This window comes from Pseudomonas sp. AM14(2022), from assembly GCF_036346455.1.
In the GTDB taxonomy this organism is placed as follows: Bacteria; Pseudomonadota; Gammaproteobacteria; order Pseudomonadales; family Pseudomonadaceae; genus Aquipseudomonas; species Aquipseudomonas putida_A.
Map to the genome: position 1 here is coordinate 83,374 of NZ_JAOTNY010000004.1, position 19,661 is coordinate 103,034.

Annotated in this window: 24 protein-coding genes; 10 read left to right on the plus strand and 14 right to left on the minus strand. The window is 60.3% G+C overall.

What is annotated here, in order from left to right; genetic code table 11:
- Positions 1–52: 52 nt before the first annotated feature.
- Both V3W27_RS09805 and V3W27_RS09810 read left to right on the plus strand, forming a co-directional pair.
- Positions 53–508 (plus strand): MarR family winged helix-turn-helix transcriptional regulator, encoded by a 456-nt coding sequence (locus V3W27_RS09805; RefSeq protein ID WP_103368328.1) that lies wholly within the window; start codon positions 53–55, stop codon positions 506–508.
- A 320-nt stretch (positions 509–828) separates the two neighbouring features.
- Positions 829–1,248: an organic hydroperoxide resistance protein gene (locus V3W27_RS09810; protein WP_096794957.1), complete on the plus strand. Its 420-nt coding sequence runs from the start codon at positions 829–831 to the stop codon at positions 1,246–1,248.
- Between the two features lie 190 nt (positions 1,249–1,438).
- Here the strand turns inward: V3W27_RS09810 and V3W27_RS09815 are convergent, their stop codons facing one another.
- Together V3W27_RS09815 and earP are read right to left on the minus strand one after the other, a co-directional pair.
- The gene (locus tag V3W27_RS09815; RefSeq protein ID WP_003226785.1) at positions 1,439–2,008 is read right to left on the minus strand and encodes an elongation factor P; all 570 of its coding nucleotides are present in this window, start codon (positions 2,006–2,008) and stop codon (positions 1,439–1,441) included.
- Positions 2,009–2,056: 48 nt separating this feature from the next.
- Complete coding sequence (gene earP / locus V3W27_RS09820) at positions 2,057–3,199, minus strand: elongation factor P maturation arginine rhamnosyltransferase EarP (RefSeq protein WP_330206487.1); 1,143 nt, start codon at positions 3,197–3,199, stop codon at positions 2,057–2,059.
- A 125-nt stretch (positions 3,200–3,324) separates the two neighbouring features.
- Between earP and V3W27_RS09825 the strand changes: the two genes are divergently transcribed.
- Positions 3,325–3,735 (plus strand): hypothetical protein, encoded by a 411-nt coding sequence (locus V3W27_RS09825; RefSeq protein WP_115984010.1) that lies wholly within the window; start codon positions 3,325–3,327, stop codon positions 3,733–3,735.
- Positions 3,736–3,737: 2 nt separating this feature from the next.
- On the plus strand, positions 3,738–4,220 hold the full coding sequence (locus tag V3W27_RS09830) for a GreA/GreB family elongation factor (protein ID WP_003226791.1): 483 nt from the start codon (positions 3,738–3,740) through the stop codon (positions 4,218–4,220).
- Positions 4,221–4,229: 9 nt separating this feature from the next.
- On the opposite strand, the gene cysB is transcribed toward V3W27_RS09830, so the two are convergent.
- The 5 genes from cysB to V3W27_RS09855 all read right to left on the minus strand — a co-directional run bounded on the left by cysB (position 4,230) and on the right by V3W27_RS09855 (position 8,196).
- Positions 4,230–5,204, minus strand: coding sequence for an HTH-type transcriptional regulator CysB (gene cysB / locus V3W27_RS09835; protein WP_007908591.1), 975 nt, complete (start codon positions 5,202–5,204; stop codon positions 4,230–4,232).
- 113 nt (positions 5,205–5,317) lie between these two features.
- Positions 5,318–5,821 (minus strand): universal stress protein, encoded by a 504-nt coding sequence (locus tag V3W27_RS09840; protein ID WP_123587438.1) that lies wholly within the window; start codon positions 5,819–5,821, stop codon positions 5,318–5,320.
- A 98-nt stretch (positions 5,822–5,919) separates the two neighbouring features.
- Positions 5,920–6,825: a 5'-nucleotidase gene (locus V3W27_RS09845; protein WP_027613454.1), complete on the minus strand. Its 906-nt coding sequence runs from the start codon at positions 6,823–6,825 to the stop codon at positions 5,920–5,922.
- Between the two features lie 27 nt (positions 6,826–6,852).
- On the minus strand, positions 6,853–7,809 hold the full coding sequence (locus V3W27_RS09850) for a putative 2-dehydropantoate 2-reductase (protein WP_027613455.1): 957 nt from the start codon (positions 7,807–7,809) through the stop codon (positions 6,853–6,855).
- Positions 7,810–8,196 (minus strand): thioredoxin family protein, encoded by a 387-nt coding sequence (locus V3W27_RS09855; protein ID WP_027613456.1) that lies wholly within the window; start codon positions 8,194–8,196, stop codon positions 7,810–7,812.
- On the opposite strand from V3W27_RS09855, the gene V3W27_RS09860 reads away from it, so the two are divergent.
- Together V3W27_RS09860 and V3W27_RS09865 are read left to right on the plus strand one after the other, a co-directional pair.
- Positions 8,195–8,638 carry a PilZ domain-containing protein gene (locus V3W27_RS09860; RefSeq protein ID WP_003226800.1) on the plus strand — a complete coding sequence of 148 codons (444 nt, stop codon included), beginning with the start codon at positions 8,195–8,197 and terminating at the stop codon, positions 8,636–8,638. The genes V3W27_RS09855 and V3W27_RS09860 overlap by 2 nt on opposite strands.
- Before the next feature lie 129 nt (positions 8,639–8,767).
- The gene (locus V3W27_RS09865) at positions 8,768–9,844 is read left to right on the plus strand and encodes a 3-deoxy-7-phosphoheptulonate synthase (protein WP_027613457.1); all 1,077 of its coding nucleotides are present in this window, start codon (positions 8,768–8,770) and stop codon (positions 9,842–9,844) included.
- Between the two features lie 60 nt (positions 9,845–9,904).
- Here V3W27_RS09865 and V3W27_RS09870 read toward each other — a convergent pair whose 3' ends face one another.
- A complete protein-coding gene (locus tag V3W27_RS09870) occupies positions 9,905–10,186 on the minus strand; it encodes a GNAT family N-acetyltransferase (protein WP_003226804.1) in 282 nt (93 codons plus the stop codon).
- Positions 10,187–10,821: 635 nt separating this feature from the next.
- Between V3W27_RS09870 and oprI the strand changes: the two genes are divergently transcribed.
- On the plus strand, positions 10,822–11,073 hold the full coding sequence (gene oprI / locus V3W27_RS09875; protein WP_025113130.1) for an outer membrane lipoprotei OprI: 252 nt from the start codon (positions 10,822–10,824) through the stop codon (positions 11,071–11,073).
- Between the two features lie 122 nt (positions 11,074–11,195).
- Here the strand turns inward: oprI and V3W27_RS09880 are convergent, their stop codons facing one another.
- The 3 genes from V3W27_RS09880 to V3W27_RS09890 all read right to left on the minus strand — a co-directional run bounded on the left by V3W27_RS09880 (position 11,196) and on the right by V3W27_RS09890 (position 13,260).
- Complete coding sequence (locus tag V3W27_RS09880) at positions 11,196–12,167, minus strand: L,D-transpeptidase family protein (protein WP_027613458.1); 972 nt, start codon at positions 12,165–12,167, stop codon at positions 11,196–11,198.
- A 136-nt stretch (positions 12,168–12,303) separates the two neighbouring features.
- Complete coding sequence (locus V3W27_RS09885; protein WP_003226812.1) at positions 12,304–12,597, minus strand: hypothetical protein; 294 nt, start codon at positions 12,595–12,597, stop codon at positions 12,304–12,306.
- 57 nt (positions 12,598–12,654) lie between these two features.
- The gene (locus tag V3W27_RS09890; protein WP_007964780.1) at positions 12,655–13,260 is read right to left on the minus strand and encodes an arylesterase; all 606 of its coding nucleotides are present in this window, start codon (positions 13,258–13,260) and stop codon (positions 12,655–12,657) included.
- A 10-nt stretch (positions 13,261–13,270) separates the two neighbouring features.
- Here V3W27_RS09890 and V3W27_RS09895 point away from each other — a divergent pair, with 10 nt between their 5' ends.
- The 3 genes from V3W27_RS09895 to greB are packed head-to-tail and all read left to right on the plus strand — an operon-like array spanning position 13,271 to position 16,990.
- Positions 13,271–13,954 carry an ABC transporter ATP-binding protein gene (locus tag V3W27_RS09895; RefSeq protein ID WP_007964778.1) on the plus strand — a complete coding sequence of 228 codons (684 nt, stop codon included), beginning with the start codon at positions 13,271–13,273 and terminating at the stop codon, positions 13,952–13,954.
- The gene (locus tag V3W27_RS09900; RefSeq protein WP_330206488.1) at positions 13,954–16,458 is read left to right on the plus strand and encodes an ABC transporter permease; all 2,505 of its coding nucleotides are present in this window, start codon (positions 13,954–13,956) and stop codon (positions 16,456–16,458) included. The genes V3W27_RS09895 and V3W27_RS09900 overlap by 1 nt, the downstream gene beginning before the upstream one ends.
- 34 nt (positions 16,459–16,492) lie before the next feature.
- Complete coding sequence (greB, locus tag V3W27_RS09905; protein WP_330206489.1) at positions 16,493–16,990, plus strand: transcription elongation factor GreB; 498 nt, start codon at positions 16,493–16,495, stop codon at positions 16,988–16,990.
- Between the two features lie 5 nt (positions 16,991–16,995).
- Here greB and V3W27_RS09910 read toward each other — a convergent pair whose 3' ends face one another.
- From V3W27_RS09910 to V3W27_RS09920, 3 genes are all read right to left on the minus strand, one after another.
- Positions 16,996–17,304 carry a hypothetical protein gene (locus V3W27_RS09910; RefSeq protein ID WP_003226820.1) on the minus strand — a complete coding sequence of 103 codons (309 nt, stop codon included), beginning with the start codon at positions 17,302–17,304 and terminating at the stop codon, positions 16,996–16,998.
- Between the two features lie 248 nt (positions 17,305–17,552).
- Positions 17,553–17,987 carry a DoxX family protein gene (locus V3W27_RS09915; RefSeq protein WP_007964771.1) on the minus strand — a complete coding sequence of 145 codons (435 nt, stop codon included), beginning with the start codon at positions 17,985–17,987 and terminating at the stop codon, positions 17,553–17,555.
- Positions 17,988–18,095: 108 nt separating this feature from the next.
- On the minus strand, positions 18,096–19,517 hold the full coding sequence (locus V3W27_RS09920; protein ID WP_027612461.1) for a transglycosylase SLT domain-containing protein: 1,422 nt from the start codon (positions 19,515–19,517) through the stop codon (positions 18,096–18,098).
- Positions 19,518–19,661 lie beyond the last annotated feature (144 nt).

The following is a 19,661-nucleotide window of genomic DNA, read 5'->3' on the forward strand; positions in this document are numbered from 1 at the left end:
CATTAAACATTCGGGCGCTAGATTCAAGCCCATCACCGAACAAGGCTTTGCCATGACCACCGAACGCGACACCTGCGACGACCTGCTGCTCGACAATCAGGCGTGCTTCGCCCTGCATTCCACTTCACTGATGATGACCAAGGTCTACAAGCCGCTGCTGCAAGCGCTGGGCCTGACCTACCCGCAGTATCTGGCGATGATGGTGCTGTGGGAAAAGGATGGTTTGACCGTGGGCGAAATCAGCACGCGGTTGCTGACCGATCCAGGCTCGCTGACCCCCCTGCTCAAACGGCTGGAAGGTGAAGGCTTGCTCAGCCGCACGCGCAGTCGTGAAGATGAGCGTGTGGTGATTGTCGAGTTGACCGAGCAAGGTCGAGCACTGCGCGACAAGGCGCAAACCATTCCACAATGCATCCTCGGCGCCAGTGGTTTCACCCTCGAACGCCTGCAGAAGCTTCAATCTGAGTTGCAAGCCCTGCGCAACCATCTGCAAAACAGTTTGGCCTGAGCCCGCCACTGTAGGAGTGAGCCCGCTCGCGATAGCGGTGAACGCGCCGCCATCGTGTTGACTGCTGCATCGCTATCGCGAGCAGGCTCACTCCTACAGGTAATCTCGTTGTCTGAAAAATATTTTTCCACGCCTGACCTTCCCGCCATCCTCTCTAAACCGCGCCTTCCAGGCTAACCAAACGAACCAGTCCTTCGTCGAAGCGCATATTTTTCAGAAAATTATCTTGCGCACTAAACATTAGCGAGCTACATTCCTATCGCACTTACTTAGCGCGCAAACAATTAGCGCAAAAACAGACACCCAACGAGGCCCACACCATGCAAACTCTCTACACTGCAATCGCAACCTCCACTGGCGGCCGTGATGGTCGTGCGATCTCCAGCGACAACATCCTCGACGTCAAACTCGCTACCCCGAAAGAACTCGGCGGTGCCGGCGGCGCAGCGACCAACCCTGAGCAACTGTTCGCTGCCGGTTACTCGGCCTGCTTCATCGGCGCACTGAAATTCGTCGCCAGCCAGACCAAACGCAAAATCCCCGACGATGCCTCGATCACTGCTCATGTCGGTATCGGCCAGATTCCTGGTGGTTTCGGTCTGGACATCGACCTGCACATCAGCCTGCCGGGCCTGGAACAGGCGGATGCACAGAGCCTGGTTGAAGCGGCGCATCAGGTCTGCCCGTACTCCAACGCCACCCGTGGCAACGTTGACGTACGCCTGCACACCAGCGTTTGAGAACAACACCAATCCACTGTGGGAGCGGGCTTGCTCGCGAATGCTTTGTGTCATTCAACACACAGGTTGTCTGACCTGGCCTATTCGCGAGCAAGCTCGCTCCCACAGGGTTCGGTGGTAGAAGTGGAATCGCAGGCACAAAAAAGCCCGACTCAATGGTCGGGCTTTTTCTTTCCGTAAAAAGCAGTGCTTATTTGGCACGGCCTTTGTAGGAACCGCCTTCGCGGGTATCGATCTCGATCATGTCGCCGATTTCGATGAAGTCAGCAACCGACAGCTCGGTACCGTTCTTCAGTTTGGCAGGCTTCATCACCTTGCCGGAAGTGTCACCGCGAGCGGAACCTTCGGTGTAGTCAACCTGACGCACGATGGTGGTCGGCAGTTCTACGGAAACCAGACGCTCTTCGAAGAACACGGCTTCGCAAACGTCGGTCATGCCTTCTTCAACGAAAGGCAGAACGCTTTCGATGTCTTCGGCGTTCAGTTCGTACATGGTGTAGTCAGTGGTGTCCATGAACGTGTAGGTGTCGCCGCTGATGAAGGACAGGGTCGCTTCTTTGCGGTCGAGGATCACGTCGTCCAGCTTGTCGTCCGCACCGTAAACGGTTTCGGTCTTGTAACCGGTCAGCAGGTTCTTCAGCTTGGTCTTCATGATCGCGCTGTTACGGCCCGACTTGGTGAATTCAGCTTTCTGAACCAGCCAAGGATCGTTGTCGATACGGATCACGGTACCGGGTTTGAGTTCTTTACCAGTTTTCATTGCGAATATCCGAATTTGGATGGGATTTACAAAAATCTAGGCCGCGTATCATATCCAATTTCGGTAAAACTGTACCAGCGCCGTGGCAAGATCCGCCTGCAAGCCTTGTTCCAGACACCATTGCTCGGCGTTTTCCTGCAGTTCTGGCCAGTGTTTACGGACCTGGAGCCAGTGCTCGCCGATCGGTTTCCCGGCACTCCAGGCCCGCCACAGACCGCTCATCGCCTCGGCAGCGGCCGGGGAAAGCCCTTTGGTGTAGAGCGCGAGAAAGGCATCGAGCTTGTCCAGGTGAATGTCTTCGTCCTGCTGATAGATGTGCCAGAGCATCGGTCGCCCGGCCCACTGTGCACGGACGAACGAGTCTTCACCGCGCACCGCGTTGAAGTCGCAGCACCACAGCAACTGATCGTATTGATCCTGACGGACGAACGGCAGCACCTGCACCGTCAGCGCCTGACGCACGTCCAGATCGCCGACAGCCAACGCGTCGACCCCGAGCCAGCGCGCAACGTCACCGAGAATCCGCCCTTCCGGCACCAGCAGATGGGTCGGCGTGCTATCGGCCGCCAACGCATCCAGCCAACTGGCCAGCCCGGCATTTTCGTAGGCAAACAACGAGATCAGCTGTGCGTCAGCTGCGCGATCTACGCCCAGGCCTTGCAGGAATTGTCGCTGCGCAGCCGCGTCCTGCTGAAATTGCTGACGCCGCTCAAGCAGACCGCTTTCACGCAGCAAGCCGCCCGTCCCCGGCTGAAATCCGGGAAAGAAAAAGAATTTCTGCACCGACTTGTACTTCACCGATGGCAAACCGTGACAACCGGTGACCCAGTCTTCGGCGCTGAGGTAATCGAGGTTCATCCACAGCGGTGGCTGTTGCCGCTCGGCCATGGCGTCCATATAAGCGGTTGGCAACTGACAAGCGAACGCGGCGATCACCACGTCCGCCGCTTCTGTCTGCGGCCAGTCGCTCGGCCAGTGCCGCACCTCGACGCCCTGCTGCGATTGCTGCGCCAGGTGGATGTCGATCTCGGGGCAGATACGTTCGAAGGCACGCAGGTCATCGACCCACAAGCGCACCGCCAGTCCATGTTCGGCCACCAGTTGCCGGGCCAGACGCCAGGTCACGCCGATGTCGCCATAATTGTCGACCACGGTGCAAAAAATATCCCAGCGGGTTTTCGATACCGGCATGCAAAGACTCCCGTTGGCAAAAGCGCTGATTGTCCGCATAAATGACCTCGCGCAGAAGAGCCGACGGCGATTAATCTTCGTGCGACAATCGCCACTTGCCCGCAATCATCCGCCAGGAGGCAGCCATGCCCTATCGTCCCAACCCGCGTCGTCCGTTGCCTGTTCAGCTTAGCGCGCTGCAACTGACCGGCAGCATTGCCCTGGGCATGTGGCTGGGCTTTCTGGCCATCGCCCTGACCTGCTGGCTGCTCTCGCGCCTGGTGTTCACCGAACAACTGGCGCCTGTCGCTCAGGCGGTGCAGCAACTGGCCAAGCCGCCAGCGGCCGTCCAGGTACAACCGGACATTCCGCCACAGAGCCCGCTGTTCGAGCAGTACGAAGAAAACCTGCGCAAGAACGAGCAGCAGGCACGTCTGGATCAGGCTCGCGGCAGCAGTCGCAACCAGTCGAATCCCAAGTGCCAGTTCTGGCTGCAACAGGACCAGACCGCGCCGAGCGAAAAGAGCCGCGCCAACGTTCTGCAATTCTGCGATTGATCATGAACAAACACACCGTCCACCAACTGATCCTCGACAAACTGCGCGTCGACCTCGACATCGCCGAACGCGCCGCGCAGACCGCTTACGAAACCGCGACCCACGAAGAGAACATCGCCGAGAACAAATACGACACGCTCGGGCTTGAGGCTTCCTATCTGGCGGCTGGTCAGGCGAAACGGGTCGAGGAAATCCGCCAGTCACTGGCGCTGTGCCAGAACCTGACGCTGCGTGCCTATGACGAAAATCGCGGCATCGAGATTGGGGCCCTGCTCGGTCTGGAGGACGAAAAGGGTCGCGAGCAATGGCTGTTTCTGGCCCCGGATGCGGCAGGCCTGAAAGTCGATGTGGTGGGTCAGCCGATTACCGTCATCACCCCGCGCTCGCCGCTGGGCAAAAGCCTGCTGGGCAAGTTCGAGGGCGATGAAGTGGAGATTCTGGTGGCGGGCACCCGGCAACAGTTTGCTGTCACCGAGGTGCTTTGAGGCAGGGTCTTAGTGGACCGGCAGTTCGACGCCGTCGAACAGCTCTTCCAGTTCCTGCTTGTTGTGGCACTGGATGGCTTTGGCCATCACTTCGCGGGTCAGGTGTGGAGCGAACTTCTCGATGAAGTCGCACATGAAGCCCCGCAGGAAAGTACCGCGACGGAAACCGATCTTGGTGATGCTCGACTCGAACAGTTCGCTGGCATCCAGCACCACCAGGTCGTTATCGAGCTTGGTGTCGACCGCCATCTTGGCGACGATGCCCACACCCAGGCCCAGACGCACGTAGGTTTTGATCACGTCGGCGTCGGCCGCGGTGAAAACCACTTTCGGCGTCAGGCCACGATGACTGAAGGCTTCGTCGAGTTTCGAACGGCCGGTGAAACCGAACACGTAAGTCACGATCGGGTATTCGGCCAGCGCTTCGAGGGTCAGCTTCGGCAGCTTGGTCAGGGGGTGGCCCTGGGGCACGACCACGCAACGGTTCCAGCGATAGCACGGCATCATCACCAGATCACCGAACAGCTCCAGCGCTTCGGTGGCGATGGCGAAATCGACGGTGCCGTCAGCGGCCATCTCGGCGATCTGCATTGGCGAACCCTGGTGCATGTGCAGCGCCACGTCCGGGTATTGTTTGATGAAATTGCTGATCACCGGCGGCAATGCATAACGCGCCTGGGTGTGGGTGGTGGCGATCGACAGGGTGCCTTTTTTCTCGTTGGAGAATTCCTGGGCAATCTGCTTGATGCTTTCGACCTTGCGCAGGATTTCGCCTGCGGTGGTGATGATGCGCTCGCCGGCCGGGGTGACGCGGGTCAGGTGCTTGCCACTGCGGGCAAACACTTCAACGCCAAGTTCGTCTTCCAGCAGGCGGATCTGTTTACTGATACCCGGTTGCGAGGTGTAAAGGCTTTGGGCGGTAGCGGAAACGTTGAGGTCGTGGTGCGCCACTTCCCAGATGTAGCGCAATTGTTGAAGCTTCATATGTATCCCTCAAAGCAGGTAGACGCCACGGGCATCAGCGACGGTATATAACTATATTAATGGTTTGAAGAATAAATCTAGAACTTTTTTATCAAAAGGCCATTATTCCCGCTTCAGCGATCCTCCCGGCGCCGGCGCTCCACCAACGGCACCAGATAAACCGGCACCTTGGCCAATTGCAGGACCCGGGTCGCCGTGCGCCCCAAAGGCGTTTCCGCCCCTACGCCATGGCTGTGAGTGCCTACGATCAGCAAATCCACAGAGAGTTTCTGCACCTGGTCGAGAATCACCTGCGCCGGATCCCCCTGCACCACCCGAACCGCGCAAATCCGCTGCAGATCCTGCTCGCCCTCGTCGCCCAGCTCTTCGCGAAAACTGTCCAGTACCCGTTGCTCGATATTGGCGATGACAGTTTTCAGACCCTGACTGTGAAATTCGTTCAATGCCTGCTCGTCGAGATAACTCTGCAACACCGACTCGGCAAACAGCCCCATGGGTTCCACTGCATGCACCACATACAAGTCGGCATTGAATGTCCGCGCCAGCGCCAGGGCATGCTGCATCACTAAAGGTGCGTACAGACCGAGGTCAGTGGCATACAGCATCGAACGAATCATATGACCTCCTCGCGTGCCAACATGGCGGAGATTTGATTCAGCTTAGCAGTGCCTTGGCGAGTACGACGTGCGACGCAACGTCTTGAAGCACTGGGGCTTTAGATCGACGGTTCGTTACTGATGCCATGCGGTACGTGTCCGGTGGCGACCACTTCGCGGGCCGCCTCGCAGTGGCCGGTCTGATCGTCGAAGAACACATCGGCAGCGAAGGCTTCGAGAAACGCCGATTTGGTCAGCCCGCCGAGAAACAGCGACTCGTCGAGGCGGATGTCCCACTCGCGCAAGGTGCGGATCACCCGCTCATGGGCCGGTGCCGAACGCGCGGTAACCAGCGCCGTGCGGATCGGGCAGTCGTCTTCGGGGAACTCGCGTTGCAGCGCATTGAGTGCCGCCAGAAAGCCCTTGAAAGGCCCACCGCGCAAGGGCTCGCGCGCCGACTCGCGTTCCTTGGCCTGAAACGCCAGCAGCCCGCCGGCCTGATAAACGCGCTCGGATTCGTCGGAGAACAACACCGCGTCGCCGTCGAAGGCGATGCGCAACTCATCACTGGCCGCGCGACTGGCGCCGCCGGAGAGAATCGTCGCCGCGGCAAACCCGGCGTCCAGCGCGGCGCGCACATCCTCGGCGTGGGTGGACAGAAACAAGTCACAGCCAAACGCTTTGAGATAGGGATACGGACTGCGCCCGCCGACGAAGGCCGCCCGCGAGATGTCCAGCCCATAATGATCGATCGAGTTGAACGCGCGCAGGCCGGTGTCGGCACTGTTGCGCGAAACCAGAATCACCTCGACCCGGGCGCGATCGAGGCGACTGTTGAGGCTCAGGAGTTTTTCTACCAGCGGGAACGCATCGCCGGGCGCGAGAATTTCGTCTTCGTGTTCAATCTGGTATTGCCGATAGGCTTCGACGCCGCTCGCCAGATAGACCTTATGACTCTCGCTCAGGTCGAACAAGGCGCGAGACGAAATCGCCAGCACCAGTTTGTCATCGATGTTCTTGGCCATGCCTTCCCCACTCCCCCGAAAACCGACTCAAGTGTTGCGTCGGTCGATAAAACTCAATGTGCGATACAGCGCTTCGATCCGTGGCAACTCACAGCCTGCCGCTTTGGCCGCAGCCAGTGGCCGGGCATAAATCGCCTCCAGTTCCAGCGGCCGTTTATGCAGAAAATCGTGGTACATGCTCGGCCAATAGTCGGGCATTTTCTCGGTCATCATGAACAGGTACTCGGCGTAACCGGGAGGAACGTCGTGACCGCAGGCCCTGGCTCCCTGCACCACTTCGGCCATCAACGCCTGGATCAGCGCGCGACTGTCCGCGTCGGCCATCAGCGGCGTGGTGCCGGCGCCGAGCAACACCGAGAGACCGTTGTAGGGAATATTCCACACCAGTTTCTGCCAGCGCGCCTGTTGCAGATTGGGCATCGCCTGCGAATCGATGCCAGCGGCGCGGAACAGACCGGCACCCTCCTCGACCAGCGCCATGCGCGCCGCTTCATCCGCCGCCGGGCCACTGTGATAGCCGACATTCACCGCACCCAAGGCCTGATGGGTGATGTGTCCCGGCCCTTCGCGATGCACGCAGATCAGGCACAGACCACCGAGCAGATGCAGGGAATCGGGCAGCAACTCGCGCAAGCTGTCTTCGACGTCCAGACCGTTCTGCAGCACCAGCACTTTCGCGCCGGGCCTGGCCGCAGCAATGATCGCCGGGGCCAGACCCGCGCTGCTGGTGGTCTTGGCGCCGACCAGCAACCAGTCGCAAGCCGGCATGTCCTCGGCCTTCGCATAGGCCTGCACCGGGTTCAGCGTCAGGGTGCCATGCACGGCACTGTCCACCTGCAAACCACGTTCGGCCACCGCCGAGAATTCACTGCGCAATAAAAAGTGCACATCGAAACCGGCCCGCGCCAGCATCAGACCGTAAAACCCGCCAATGGCCCCGGTGCCGATAATCCCGATCACCGGTTTGCTGTCTGCTCCCACCATCTATGGCAACTCCTCTGCAATTCGACCCAGCGCCTGCGCCACTGCCGCGTTCAGCGCAACGGCGGTCAGACGCGTGTGCAATGCCCCAAAGAACTCGCCGTCGCGTACCACAAACAGCGCCGGCAAATGAAAGACCTGATAGCGCTCCACCAACCCGCCGTTGTTGCCGGCATCGATCCAGCACAGGCGATCCACCGCCAGCTCGAACCCGGGCAACACCTCTCTGGCATAGCGGCAGCTGGAACAGCCGACGCTGGTGAAAATCACCAGCGAAACGCCGCTCATCGCCAGCAGCCGCTGGTCGGCGTCGAAATCGGTCAGCTCGGATTCGACCACTATACTGGGTGAAACAATGTCAAATGGCCGACACAGGGAGTCTGTGCTCATGGGACGTTTCATTCCTCATCCGGACGAAGTGCCGGTTGAATTAACCTTGCTCAAGCCCGAGTGTATTTCCAGGCAACAGCTGCACACTATCAGCCTCGGCGGGATCGCTTGCAATTATCACCGCGCGTGGCGCCACGGCACGGCGCTGCAAGTGCGCATGCCGACACTCAACGCCGAGATCTGTTATCCGGGCTATGTCGCGTGGTGTCTGCGGCGCAAAAAGGGCTATCTGGTGGGGATCGCATTCACCGATGAGCAGACGCTGTTCAGTGCCCGGATGGGCGAACAGGTGTGCCAGATCGAACGTTATTGCCGCATGAACGAGGCCCACGACGATCTGCAGGATATTCAGGCGCTGGCCCTGCAATGGGTCGAACAACACGCCGACGAGTTCTCCCACGACAGCGTGCGCAAGGCTTTTGCCCAGCCAGTGCTGGATTAAAGCGGCGTTTGCCCATTGTCGAGCCGCGTCTGACGCGCTAAGGTTCGGCTCCCCGACGCGCTTAAATCTGCTGTGCTCCGCCGCGCGGGGATCGCTGGCGGCCGGCACCCGTGACCTGACGAGTAAACGATGGCTGATTTACCGATCAACGACCTAAACGTCGCCTCTAACGAGACCCTGATCACTCCCGATCAGCTCAAGCGTGATATCCCTCTGAGCGATGCTGCGCTGCGCACCGTCACCAAGGGCCGCGAAGTCATTCGCAACATTCTTGATGGCACCGACCACCGTCTGTTCGTAGTGATCGGCCCGTGCTCGATCCACGATATCAAGGCTGCCCACGAATACGCCGATCGCCTCAAGGTGCTGGCGGAGGAAGTCTCCGACACCCTGTATCTGGTCATGCGCGTGTATTTCGAGAAGCCACGAACCACCGTTGGCTGGAAAGGCCTGATCAACGATCCGTACCTGGATGACTCGTTCAAGATTCAAGACGGTCTGCATATCGGTCGCCAGTTGCTGCTGGACCTGGCCGAGAAAGGCCTGCCGACCGCCACCGAAGCCCTCGACCCGATCTCCCCGCAGTATCTGCAGGACCTGATCAGCTGGTCGGCCATCGGCGCACGCACTACCGAATCCCAGACCCACCGTGAAATGGCTTCCGGTCTGTCCTCGGCTGTCGGCTTCAAGAACGGTACCGACGGCGGCCTGACCGTGGCGATCAACGCCCTGCAGTCGGTGTCCAGCCCGCACCGTTTCCTGGGGATCAACCAGGAAGGTGGCGTGTCGATCGTCACCACCAAGGGCAACGCCTACGGTCACGTGGTGCTGCGTGGCGGCAACGGCAAGCCGAACTACGATTCGGTCAGCGTCGCCCTGTGCGAGCAGGCGCTGAACAAGGCGAAGATCAAACCGAACATCATGGTTGATTGCAGCCACGCCAACTCCAACAAGGACCCGGCTCTGCAACCGCTGGTGATGGAGAACGTCGCCAACCAGATCCTCGAAGGCAACCAGTCGATCATCGGCCTGATGGTCGAGAGTCATCTGAACTGGGGCTGCCAGGCCATCCCGAAAGACCTCGCCGACCTGCAATACGGCGTGTCGATCACCGATGCCTGCATCGACTGGTCCGCCACCGAGAACACCCTGCGCGGCATGCACGCCAAGCTCAAGGATGTTCTGCCGAAACGTCAGCGCAGCTGATCAGCGTTTCACGGGCATAAAAAAACGCCGGGCATTGCCCGGCGTTTTCGTGTGTGCGATTCAGATCTTGGCGGCGCGGCGCTGATGACGTTCCATGTAGCGCTCGACGTAGGAGCACGACGGGATCACCGTGTAGCCCATTTCTTCGGCGTACTGCAGCGCGCTTTCGGTCAGCGCGGCGGCAATGCCACGGCCGCGCAAGGCGTTGGGCACGAAGGTGCGATAGATATCCAGGGTCTGTTTCCCCAGATCCATATAGGTCAGGTAGGCACGATGACCGTCCACATTGGTCTCGAACTGATGACCAGCCTGGTCATGGTGGATGGACAACGCCTCGCTCATCACTACTCCTCGCGGGTCTCGAATTCTGACCCCTACCTTACCGATGTTTTTCCGGCGAAGGAACATCTACGCCACCCCGTGCCTGATGGACACCGAGAAAAACCACACCGGTCTCGCGCAATCGAGCACGTCATAAATAGTAGGCACCATTGGCGAAAATGCTCAAGGTGCGCTCGTCATCATGCTCGTTGAACGGGTGACTCCGATGGGCGTAGTGGCAGGCGCGGGGACGATATTCCCCAGGCACTCGCCTGAACATTGCCGGATGTCGAGACTTAAGACGCAGCCTCTTCTTTAAAGTCACCTCAAGAGCGACAAAGATATGTGAGGCGTCATGCAAAATCGGAACAAAAGTGTAGACGAATTCATCTAGGCAGACTTGGTGCAAGACGCAGAAACAGCACCGGACAACGGGAACTTTTTCTCATTAACACGCTCAGGCCGGGGCCTGCAGCTGGATATTTTTTATACAGCCCGGTTAAAAGTTGCTCGAAAAAGAATCAACGCCTACAATTTTTTTTGCTTCTTGCGCTCCGTCAGTTTACTTACTACAAGTAATGGGTAGTATGTACGCCGGCTATTTCCTCAATCGGAGGAGAAAGCCACTTAATTGAAAGTCCTTGAAGGGGAACACGATGAACAACGTTCTGAAATTCTCTGCTCTGGCTCTGGCCGCAGTTCTGGCTACCGGTTGCAGCAGCGCATCGAAAGAAACCGAAGCACGTCTGACCGCTACTGAAGACGCAGCTGCTCGCGCTCAAGCTCGTGCAGACGAAGCATACCGTAAAGCTGATGAAGCTCTGGCTGCTGCTCAAAAAGCACAACAGACTGCTGACGAAGCTAACGAGCGTGCTCTGCGTATGCTGGACAAAGCTAGCCGCAAGTAATAATCCCTCGGGATTGTTATCAAGCCGACCCATTTTTTGGGTCGGCTTTTTTATTGCCGGTACTTTCCCCCGGGCAATAAAAAACCCGCCGACGCTGCACGCGCCTGCGGGTTTTGATCGACTTACTGCTGCAGGTCGATCGGGGTGTTCGAGACCATCGGCGCCGAGGTATTCGGTGTGCCGATTTCAGTTGGCAGGCCATCTTCGGCCGCTACCACATCACGCACGACATCCCAGTTCACGCGCAGGTTGTTGGTGACATCTTCGCGCTTGAGCATCGCATTGATCACTGCAGTGTGCTTGTCGACCACTGACGGGTTCCCCTTGTCATCGATGGGTGTGTGCGCTTCCAGATAGACCTTGCCGCCACTGCTGCCGAACTTGTACGCATCGTTGAGAATGCGCACCGAAGTGCCGACCGGCACCATGGCTGCCATTTCCAGCACGTTGTTGTTGAACATGCGGAAGCAGCCGTGGCTGGTGCGCATGCCGATGCCGAACTTCTTGTTCGAACCGTGGATCAGGTAGCCGGGAGTGCCCAGGGTGAACTTGAACGGCCCCAGCGGGTTGTCCGGGCCGGCCGGTACCACGTTCGGCAGCGGATCACCGTCGGCGGCGTGCTCGGCCTTGATCGACGCCGGAGGGGTCCAGGTCGGGTTCGGCGTCTTGGCAGTGATCGAGGTGTGTGCGATTGGCGAGCCCCAACCTTCACGCCCAATCCCCAGCGGGAAGGTGTACACCACGTTCCGGCCTTTCGGGTAGTAGTAGAGGCGGTACTCGGCGAGGTTGATCACGATGCCTTCGCGTGGACCCGGCGGCAGAATGAACCGGGTCGGCAGGACGATTTCGGTACCGGCGCCCGGCAGCCAGGCATCGACGCCCGGGTTGGCCGCGACCATTTCCGAATAACCCAGGTCGTACTTGGTGCCCAAGTCAGCGAAGGTGTCTTCGTATTTGGCCTTGATCACCTGCACCTGGCCGATGATGTCCTCACCGGGTGGTGGCAGGGGAAACTCCAATGCAGCAACGGGACCGGCCACACACAGGGCGGCAAGTGACAGGCAGCGGGTGACGGCAGGAAAGCGCGGCAACATCCGGAAAATCCTTCGCATGATCAACAAGGGTATAAGAGCGCGATTGTACACCGCACCTCGGGAATTCGGGGAGATGCGCCGATGGCCAGCCAGAAGTCTTCATGTAGGAGCTGTCGCAGGCTGCGATCTGTTGATCCTAGAGTTCGAAACGCAACTCAGGCCAGATCGGCGAGGTGCCGCGCTTCTGCGACTCGAGAATCGCCCGGCACAACGAACACAGACGCTGATCCTGGAATACCCGACGATCCACACTCGACCAGCGCGGTTGTGCCGGCAGCAGGCTGCCACACAACGTGCGGTCTGCCGAGCCACCGAGTTCGAGCTGACGGGTCACCAGATGCACCCGCACTTCCTGGCAGGCGAACAGATCCAGCTGTTCGTCAGGCTCGATCAGTTGGTAGGCAAACAGGGACCAGGCAGGACGCGGCATCGGGGGCTCCAAATAAGGGGGCGCCACATTAGCCGAAAGCCTGCCGCTAGAAAAGCCTCATAACAGCGGTTTTAGCGTCGGCCAGACATTTTCCAGCAACTTGCCCTGAGCCCCGGCAGCCGGGTGCAGACCATCGGCCTGCATCAGTTCGGGATGCCCGCCTACGCCGTCGAGGAAAAACGGCACCAGCGGGATCTTTTTATCGTCGGCGAGTTTGCCGTAGACCTCGGCGAAGGCATCGGTGTAACGCTTGCCGTAGTTGGGCGGCAATTGCATGCCCAGCAGCAGCACCTTGGCGCCGCTCTGACGCGAGCTGTCGATCATCGCCGCAAGGTTTTGTTGCAATTGCGTTGGCGGCATTCCGCGCAGGCCGTCATTGCCCCCAAGCTCGAGGATCACCAGTTCCGGCTTGTGCTCTGCAAGCAGCGCCGGCAGGCGCGCCTGGCCTCCGGCACTGGTGTCGCCGCTGATCGAGGCATTGACCACTTTGTCGTCAAAACCCTCCTGCTTGAGCCGTTGCTCGAGCAGCGATACCCACCCCAGGCGGGTATCCAGTCCGAAACCGGCGCTGATACTATCGCCAACGATCAGGACAGTACCCGCCGCTGCGTTCTGGGCCATGCACATCAAGGCCAGGCCAGCACTCAAAAACCACACACGCATCGGATTCTCCATGGGCGCAAGCATTCTCACCGCGAAGAACCTCAGCAAAGTGGTTCCCAGCGCGGAAGGTGAACTGACTATCCTGCACGAACTCAGCCTGGAACTGAACCAGGGCGACAGCCTGGCCATCGTCGGCGCGTCCGGTTCCGGCAAATCCACCCTGCTCGGCCTGCTCGCCGGCCTCGACCTGCCAAGCAGCGGTGAAGTCATCCTCGCGGGGCAAGGCCTGAGCAATCTCGACGAAGACCAGCGCGCGCGAATCCGTGCCGAACACGTGGGTTTCGTCTTTCAGTCCTTCCAGTTGCTCGACAGCCTCAACGCCCTGGAAAACGTCATGCTGCCGCTGGAACTCGATGGCCGCAAAGACGCCCGCGAACGCGCCACCGAACTGCTGCAACGGGTCGGTCTCGGCCAGCGCCTGACGCACTCGCCGCGCCAGCTCTCCGGCGGCGAACAACAACGCGTGGCGATTGCCCGGGCCTTCGCTGCCGAGCCGGACGTGCTGTTCGCCGACGAACCCACCGGCAACCTCGACAGCCACACTGGCGAGCGCATCAGCGACTTGCTGTTCGAACTGAACAAGGAACGCGGCACCACCCTCGTGCTGGTGACCCACGACGAACGCCTGGCCCATCGCTGCCGGCGCCTGATCCGACTTGAAGCCGGGCTGCTGGTTGCCCCTCTGGAGCCTTGATGGCACGTCTGCCGCTGTTGCGTCTGTTCAGTCTCGCCCTACGTCAACTCATGCGCGATGCCCGCGCCGGCGAATTGCGCGTGTTGTTTTTTGCCTTGGTCGTGGCGGTCGCGGCGAGTACTGCCATCGGCTATTTCGGCGCCCGCCTCAACGGTGCGATGATGCTGCGCGCCACCGAGTTCCTTGGCGCCGACCTGGTGCTTGAGGGCAGCTCGCCGGCCCGCGACGAACAGATCCGCAGCGGCACCGAGCTGCGCTTGAATCATGCGCAGGTGGTGGAGTTTTCCAGCGTCATTGCCACCGACAACGGCATTCAGTTATCGAGCATCAAAGCCGTCGACCGCGCCTACCCGCTGCGCGGCGAGCTGAAAAGTGCCCCGGCCCCGTTTGCCGCTGAAACCTCGGGCGGCGAGCCGCAACCCGGTGAAGCCTGGGTTGAAGCTCGTCTGCTGACTGCGCTGGATCTGAAGATCGGCGACAGCATCGACGTCGGCATGAAAACCTTGAAGCTGACCCGCGTGCTGACTTACGAGCCGGATCGCGCCGGCAACTTCTACAGCCTCACGCCTCGGGTGATGATCAATCTCGATGACCTCGCTGCCACTGGCGTAGTGCAACCCGGCAGCCGCGTGAGTTATCGCGAGCTGTGGCGTGGTGAACCGCAGGCACTGGAAACCTATCGACAACTGCTCAAACCCGGTCTGGCCGCCAATCAGCGCATACAGGATGCGCGCGACGGCAACCGGCAGATCGGCGGCGCGCTGGGCAAGGCCGAGCGCTACCTGAACATGGCCAGTCTGGTCGCGGTGCTGTTGGCCGGTGTGGCCGTGGCGCTGTCGGCCAACCGCTTCGCCAGTCGCCGTTTCGATGCCAGTGCCTTGCTGCGCTGCCTCGGTTTGTCGCGTCGGGAAACCATGCTGTTGTTCAGCATTCAACTGACCATACTCGGCCTGTTCGCTGCCCTCAGCGGCGCAGTGCTCGGCTGGCTGGCGCAACTGGGCCTGTTTGCCCTGCTGCATGATCTGCTGCCAGCGGACGTCCCGCCCGGTGGCCTGTTTCCGGCGCTCGCCGGGATCGGCACAGGACTGGTGGCGCTCGCCGGCTTTGCCCTGCCGCCACTTGCCGCGCTGGGTCGGGTGCCACCGCTGCGGGTACTGCGCCGCGACATGCTGCCGATTCCGTCGAGCACCTGGATGGTCTATGGCGCGGCGCTGGGTGCACTAGGCCTGATCATGTGGCGCCTGAGTCTGGATCTGCTGCTGACCTTCGCCCTGCTTGGCGGTGGCGTGGTCGCTGCGCTGGTGCTGGGTGGCTTGCTGCTGTTGTTGCTCAACAGCCTGCGCCGAATGCTCGCCCGCGCGCCGCTGCCGTGGCGTCTCGGTCTGGGCCAGTTGTTGCGTCATCCGCTGGCGGCGGCCGGGCAAGCGCTGGCGTTCGGTTTGATCCTGCTGTCGATGGCGCTGATCGCCCTGCTGCGTGGCGAGCTGCTCGACACCTGGCAAAACCAGTTACCGAAAAACGCCCCCAACTACTTCGCCCTGAACATCCTGCCGGCGGACAAACAGGCCTTCACCGATCACTTGATCAAGGTGTCCGCGCAGGCGGCGCCGCTGTACCCGGTGGTGCCGGGACGGCTGATCAGCATCAACGGCGAACCGGTGCAGCAGATCGTCAGCAAGGATTCGGCCGGCGACCGTGCCGTGCAACGTGACTTGAGCCTGACCTGGGCCGCCGACCTGCCGGCCGGCAACAAGCTCACCGCCGGTACGTGGTGGACCGGGCAACCCTCGGACGACGTACCGGGCGTGTCGGTTGAAGGTAAAGTCGCCGAAAGCCTCAAGCTCAAACTCGGCGATCACATGGTGTTCAGCGTCGGCGGGGTCAATCGTGAAGCGAAAGTCACCAGCCTGCGCGAGATCAACTGGGATAACTTCCAGCCGAACTTCTTCATGATCTTCCAGCCCGGCACCCTGAAGGATCTGCCGGCGACTTACCTGACCAGTTTCTATCTGGCACCTGGTCACGATCAGCAGATCGTCGAGCTGTCACGGGCATTCCCGGCGGTGACCATCCTTCAGGTCGAAGCCCTGCTCGAACAGCTGCGCAGCATCCTCGCCCAGGTCACCCTGGCGGTGGAATACGTGTTGTTGTTTGTGTTGGCGGCGGGGATGGCGGTGCTGTTCTCCGGCTTGCAGGCAACCTTGGATGAACGCATTCGCCAAGGTGCGCTGCTGCGTGCGCTGGGCGCGCAACGGCAGTTGCTGATCAAGGCGCGGCGCATCGAGTTCGGCTTGCTCGGTGCGGTCAGCGGCCTGCTCGCGGCCATCGGTTCGGAAGTGGTGAGTCTGGTGTTGTATCGCTATGCGTTCGATCTGCCATGGCATCCGCATCCATGGTTGCTGATGCTGCCGTTGATTGGCGCCGCGCTGATTGGCGGTGCCGGGGTGTTCGGCACGCGTCGGGCATTGAATGCGAGTCCGCTGACAGTCTTGCGCGAGGGTTGATAGACTCCAGCCTTCGTCACCACAAGAAGTTGCCATGAGCCGTTATCGCCCTCCCCGCACCGCCGGCACCGCGCTGATCACCCCTGAAGGTGAAGCGCGGATGCGCGCCGAATTCCATGAGCTGTGGCATGTGCGCCGCCCGCAGGTAACGCAAGCGGTCAGCGAAGCAGCGGCGCAGGGTGATCGTTCGGAAAACGCCGAGTACACCTACGGCAAGAAAATGCTGCGCGAGATCGACAGCCGCGTGCGATTTCTCACCAAGCGTCTCGAAGCACTGAAGGTCGTCAGCGAAAAACCCAGCGATCCGAACAAGGTCTACTTCGGCGCCAGGGTCACCATCGAGGACGAAGACGGCAAGCAGTCGCGCTACCGCATCGTCGGTCCGGATGAACTGGATCTGAAACTGGGTCTGATCAGCATCGACTCACCACTGGCCCGCGCCTTGATCGGCAAGGCGCTGGACGCCGAAGTCCGGGTACAGACGCCAACCGGTGAGCAGTTTGTCTATATCGTGGCGATCGAATATCCCTGAGCGTTTCAGCGGCGAGTGATCAAACCCTGCCGCGCAACGCGGGTCAGTTGCTTGATCATTTCCGGCGCGTCTTCAGCGCTCGGTGCCTGAATCACCGCCAGGTCAAAACTGTCACTGGCAAACCGCGCCAGCGACTCGCCATCTTCAACGAACTGGATCAGGAACGCGGCAGGACCGCCGCTGCGACGTGGCCAGCCATCGAGATAACGCAACAGCGTCGGCTGATGTTTACCGCCAAGCAGGATTTTCGGGTTGCGCTGGGTGATATGTGCCGTGATCGGCGCGGGACGTGCTGGAGGGCGTAGTGCATTCATCGTGTCGTGTCTCTGCCTCAAAAGTCTGCATGGCAGGTGAGAGGCAACACCGAACCAGCGCTTTAGCGGTATTTCGAAGCCTTGTTCCGGCTTCTGACGGCAACTGTCTGAGTCACCTGGCGCCCCGCAAGTAGCTGTTTAAATCGGCGCATGAGCAACATCCTAGATAACGTGACCGATGAGTGTCAAGAATCGGCCGCAACAAAAAAGGCCCGCACAATGCGGGCCTTTTGCTTGAGCCAGAGCGCTCAACCGGCGATGGCGCGATCCACCGACAGCTTGCCGGCGCCTTCGATCATCACCGCGAGGCTGCCACCGAGCAGCGCCAGGGCGAACTCGTAACCGTTGTTGGCCATGAACAGACCGTTGCTGATGTGTACGGTGAAGATCGCCACCAGCGACAGGAAGGTCAGACCCAGCGCCGCCGGGCGCACCAGCAGGCCGATGATCAGCGCCAGACCGGCGAAGAACTCGGTACCGCCGGCCAGCGTGGCCATCAGGTAACCCGGGTGCAGACCGATGCTGTCCATGTATTGCGCGGTGCCCGCCAGACCGTAACCACCGAACAGACCAAACAGTTTTTGCGAACCGTGGGCGGCGAAGATCACGCCGACCGCGATACGCAGAATGGTCAGGCCGTAACCGGCGCGAGTGAACAGAACCTTGTTGATCAGAGAGCTCATGGGGCATTCCTTGTTTTGCGAGAAGTGTGTTGGGATTGGCCGCTATATTAATCAGTTAAATTCATGTTAAAAGCGCAATTATTCCGCTATTACAATCAAATTATTAGATCATTTCCGTGAAGCGACTTTCTGTCCCCGGGGCTCCAGCGACTCCCGCTCCCGGTCGAACGCCAGGTAATACTTGTTCACGCTATTAACATAGCTGACGGGGCCCATGCCCACCTGCTCCATGGCGATGCGCTCGACCTGAAAGAACCACTGGTTCGGATTCAGCCCGCGCCGGCGTGCCTCGGCGCGCATGCCCTGCACCCGCTCCGGGCCGATGTTGTAGGCCGCCAGGGTGAACGCCATGCGCTCGCGCTCATTGAGTTTCGGACTGTTGAAAAACTTGCGGCGAATCATCGCCAGGTACTTGGCCCCGGCCTGCACATTCGCATCGAGATTCTGGATGTTGCTCACACCGACCCGCTGCGCTGCGGACGGGGTAATCTGCATCAACCCGGTCGGGCCACTGCCGCTGCGGGCGCTGGGTTGCAGGGCTGACTCCTTGAAGGCCAGCGCCGCCAGATTCAGCCAGTCCATGCTTTGCGCGTCGGCGTGTTTTTGCAGGGTCGGGCGCAGTTTCTCCAGACGCTGGCGGTCAGCCTTGGCCAACGGATAATGCACTTGATAGAGCCGTCGATAAATCCGCAGAAACTCTGCATCCTCGTTCGCCGGCTTCCTGTAGCCGACCAGGAAACGATCGATGCTCGCCCGCAGCATCGAGGCATCACGGCGCACGAACCAGTATTCCTCACCCGGTTCGCTGATCATCAATTGCCGGTCGAAACGCAGCTTGGGCAGGATCTTGCCCCAACGCTCGGCGATCGGTTGCTCGACGACGGTCAGGTGAAAGATTCCCCCCTGCACCATCTCCAGCACGTCCTCGACCGCCAGCGTCGGATCGACCCATTCGATCTTGATCGGCGCCAGTTTGTGCAACGCCAGTTTCTGATTGAGCTGGCTGACCGCCTCCCCCGCCGCACTGCCGGTGGGCAACGCCAGGGTTTTGCCGGAAAGCTGCTCGACCTTGGTGTAACGGCGCTCGCCCTTGATGCCGACCAGCACCAGCGGCACGTTGCTGGCGATCGGCTCACTGCTGGCAACCGCGTGGCCGGGTTGCAGATCAAGCAGCTCGCCGGGCGCGACCAGATCTCCTTCACCACGCTGCAAGGCACCGAGCAGTTGATCCTTGGCTTTGGGAATGATCTTGAGGGTAATTTCCTGACCATCGCGGGCGTGGCCATTGAGGTATTGCTCGAAGGCGCGCAGGCGATGGTATTCGACGCCGATGGCCTGACCCTGGACTTCACCGGAACTGTTGCGGCTCTGATTGACCAGCACGCGCAACACTCGACTGCTGCGGATCTCCGACAGGTCACGAACCTTGGCGGCCGGCACGGCTTGCTGTGGCCCGGGCAGGCGCGCAACCGCCGTTATCGGCAGCAGCAGCGACGCGCACAACAGGAGCAAAACCGAGGGACGATGCATCCACTCTCCGGAAAGAATACGGGGTGATTTCACCGCTGAACGGTCGAAATCACCGACGAAAACAGAGCGCCTGGAGCGCTGGCAAAGTGCGAGAGACTGGCACAGTGATGGCTTTTCTGCCAACCCGGGCTACGTCGCGGCATC

Excerpts from the sequence above, each read along its gene's own strand:
- V3W27_RS09870 (WP_003226804.1), bottom strand. The coding sequence starts at position 10,186 with ATGAGCGAGGCGTTGTCCATCCACCATGACCAGGCTGGTCATCAGTTC.
- V3W27_RS09810 (WP_096794957.1), top strand. The coding sequence starts at position 829 with ATGCAAACTCTCTACACTGCAATCGCAACCTCCACTGGCGGCCGTGAT.
- V3W27_RS09860 (WP_003226800.1), top strand. The coding sequence starts at position 8,195 with ATGGGACGTTTCATTCCTCATCCGGACGAAGTGCCGGTTGAATTAACC.
- V3W27_RS09900 (WP_330206488.1), top strand. The coding sequence starts at position 13,954 with ATGGCACGTCTGCCGCTGTTGCGTCTGTTCAGTCTCGCCCTACGTCAA.
- V3W27_RS09805 (WP_103368328.1), top strand. The coding sequence starts at position 53 with ATGACCACCGAACGCGACACCTGCGACGACCTGCTGCTCGACAATCAG.
- cysB (WP_007908591.1), bottom strand. The coding sequence starts at position 5,204 with ATGAAGCTTCAACAATTGCGCTACATCTGGGAAGTGGCGCACCACGAC.
- oprI (WP_025113130.1), top strand. The coding sequence starts at position 10,822 with ATGAACAACGTTCTGAAATTCTCTGCTCTGGCTCTGGCCGCAGTTCTG.
- V3W27_RS09895 (WP_007964778.1), top strand. The coding sequence starts at position 13,271 with ATGGGCGCAAGCATTCTCACCGCGAAGAACCTCAGCAAAGTGGTTCCC.
- V3W27_RS09880 (WP_027613458.1), bottom strand. The coding sequence starts at position 12,167 with ATGTTGCCGCGCTTTCCTGCCGTCACCCGCTGCCTGTCACTTGCCGCC.
- V3W27_RS09830 (WP_003226791.1), top strand. The coding sequence starts at position 3,738 with ATGAACAAACACACCGTCCACCAACTGATCCTCGACAAACTGCGCGTC.
- V3W27_RS09845 (WP_027613454.1), bottom strand. The coding sequence starts at position 6,825 with ATGGCCAAGAACATCGATGACAAACTGGTGCTGGCGATTTCGTCTCGC.
- greB (WP_330206489.1), top strand. The coding sequence starts at position 16,493 with ATGAGCCGTTATCGCCCTCCCCGCACCGCCGGCACCGCGCTGATCACC.
- V3W27_RS09815 (WP_003226785.1), bottom strand. The coding sequence starts at position 2,008 with ATGAAAACTGGTAAAGAACTCAAACCCGGTACCGTGATCCGTATCGAC.
- earP (WP_330206487.1), bottom strand. The coding sequence starts at position 3,199 with ATGCCGGTATCGAAAACCCGCTGGGATATTTTTTGCACCGTGGTCGAC.
- V3W27_RS09915 (WP_007964771.1), bottom strand. The coding sequence starts at position 17,987 with ATGAGCTCTCTGATCAACAAGGTTCTGTTCACTCGCGCCGGTTACGGC.
- V3W27_RS09920 (WP_027612461.1), bottom strand. The coding sequence starts at position 19,517 with ATGCATCGTCCCTCGGTTTTGCTCCTGTTGTGCGCGTCGCTGCTGCTG.
- V3W27_RS09910 (WP_003226820.1), bottom strand. The coding sequence starts at position 17,304 with ATGAATGCACTACGCCCTCCAGCACGTCCCGCGCCGATCACGGCACAT.
- V3W27_RS09885 (WP_003226812.1), bottom strand. The coding sequence starts at position 12,597 with ATGCCGCGTCCTGCCTGGTCCCTGTTTGCCTACCAACTGATCGAGCCT.
- V3W27_RS09840 (WP_123587438.1), bottom strand. The coding sequence starts at position 5,821 with ATGATTCGTTCGATGCTGTATGCCACTGACCTCGGTCTGTACGCACCT.
- V3W27_RS09825 (WP_115984010.1), top strand. The coding sequence starts at position 3,325 with ATGCCCTATCGTCCCAACCCGCGTCGTCCGTTGCCTGTTCAGCTTAGC.
- V3W27_RS09890 (WP_007964780.1), bottom strand. The coding sequence starts at position 13,260 with ATGCGTGTGTGGTTTTTGAGTGCTGGCCTGGCCTTGATGTGCATGGCC.
- V3W27_RS09850 (WP_027613455.1), bottom strand. The coding sequence starts at position 7,809 with ATGGTGGGAGCAGACAGCAAACCGGTGATCGGGATTATCGGCACCGGG.
- V3W27_RS09855 (WP_027613456.1), bottom strand. The coding sequence starts at position 8,196 with ATGAGCACAGACTCCCTGTGTCGGCCATTTGACATTGTTTCACCCAGT.
- V3W27_RS09865 (WP_027613457.1), top strand. The coding sequence starts at position 8,768 with ATGGCTGATTTACCGATCAACGACCTAAACGTCGCCTCTAACGAGACC.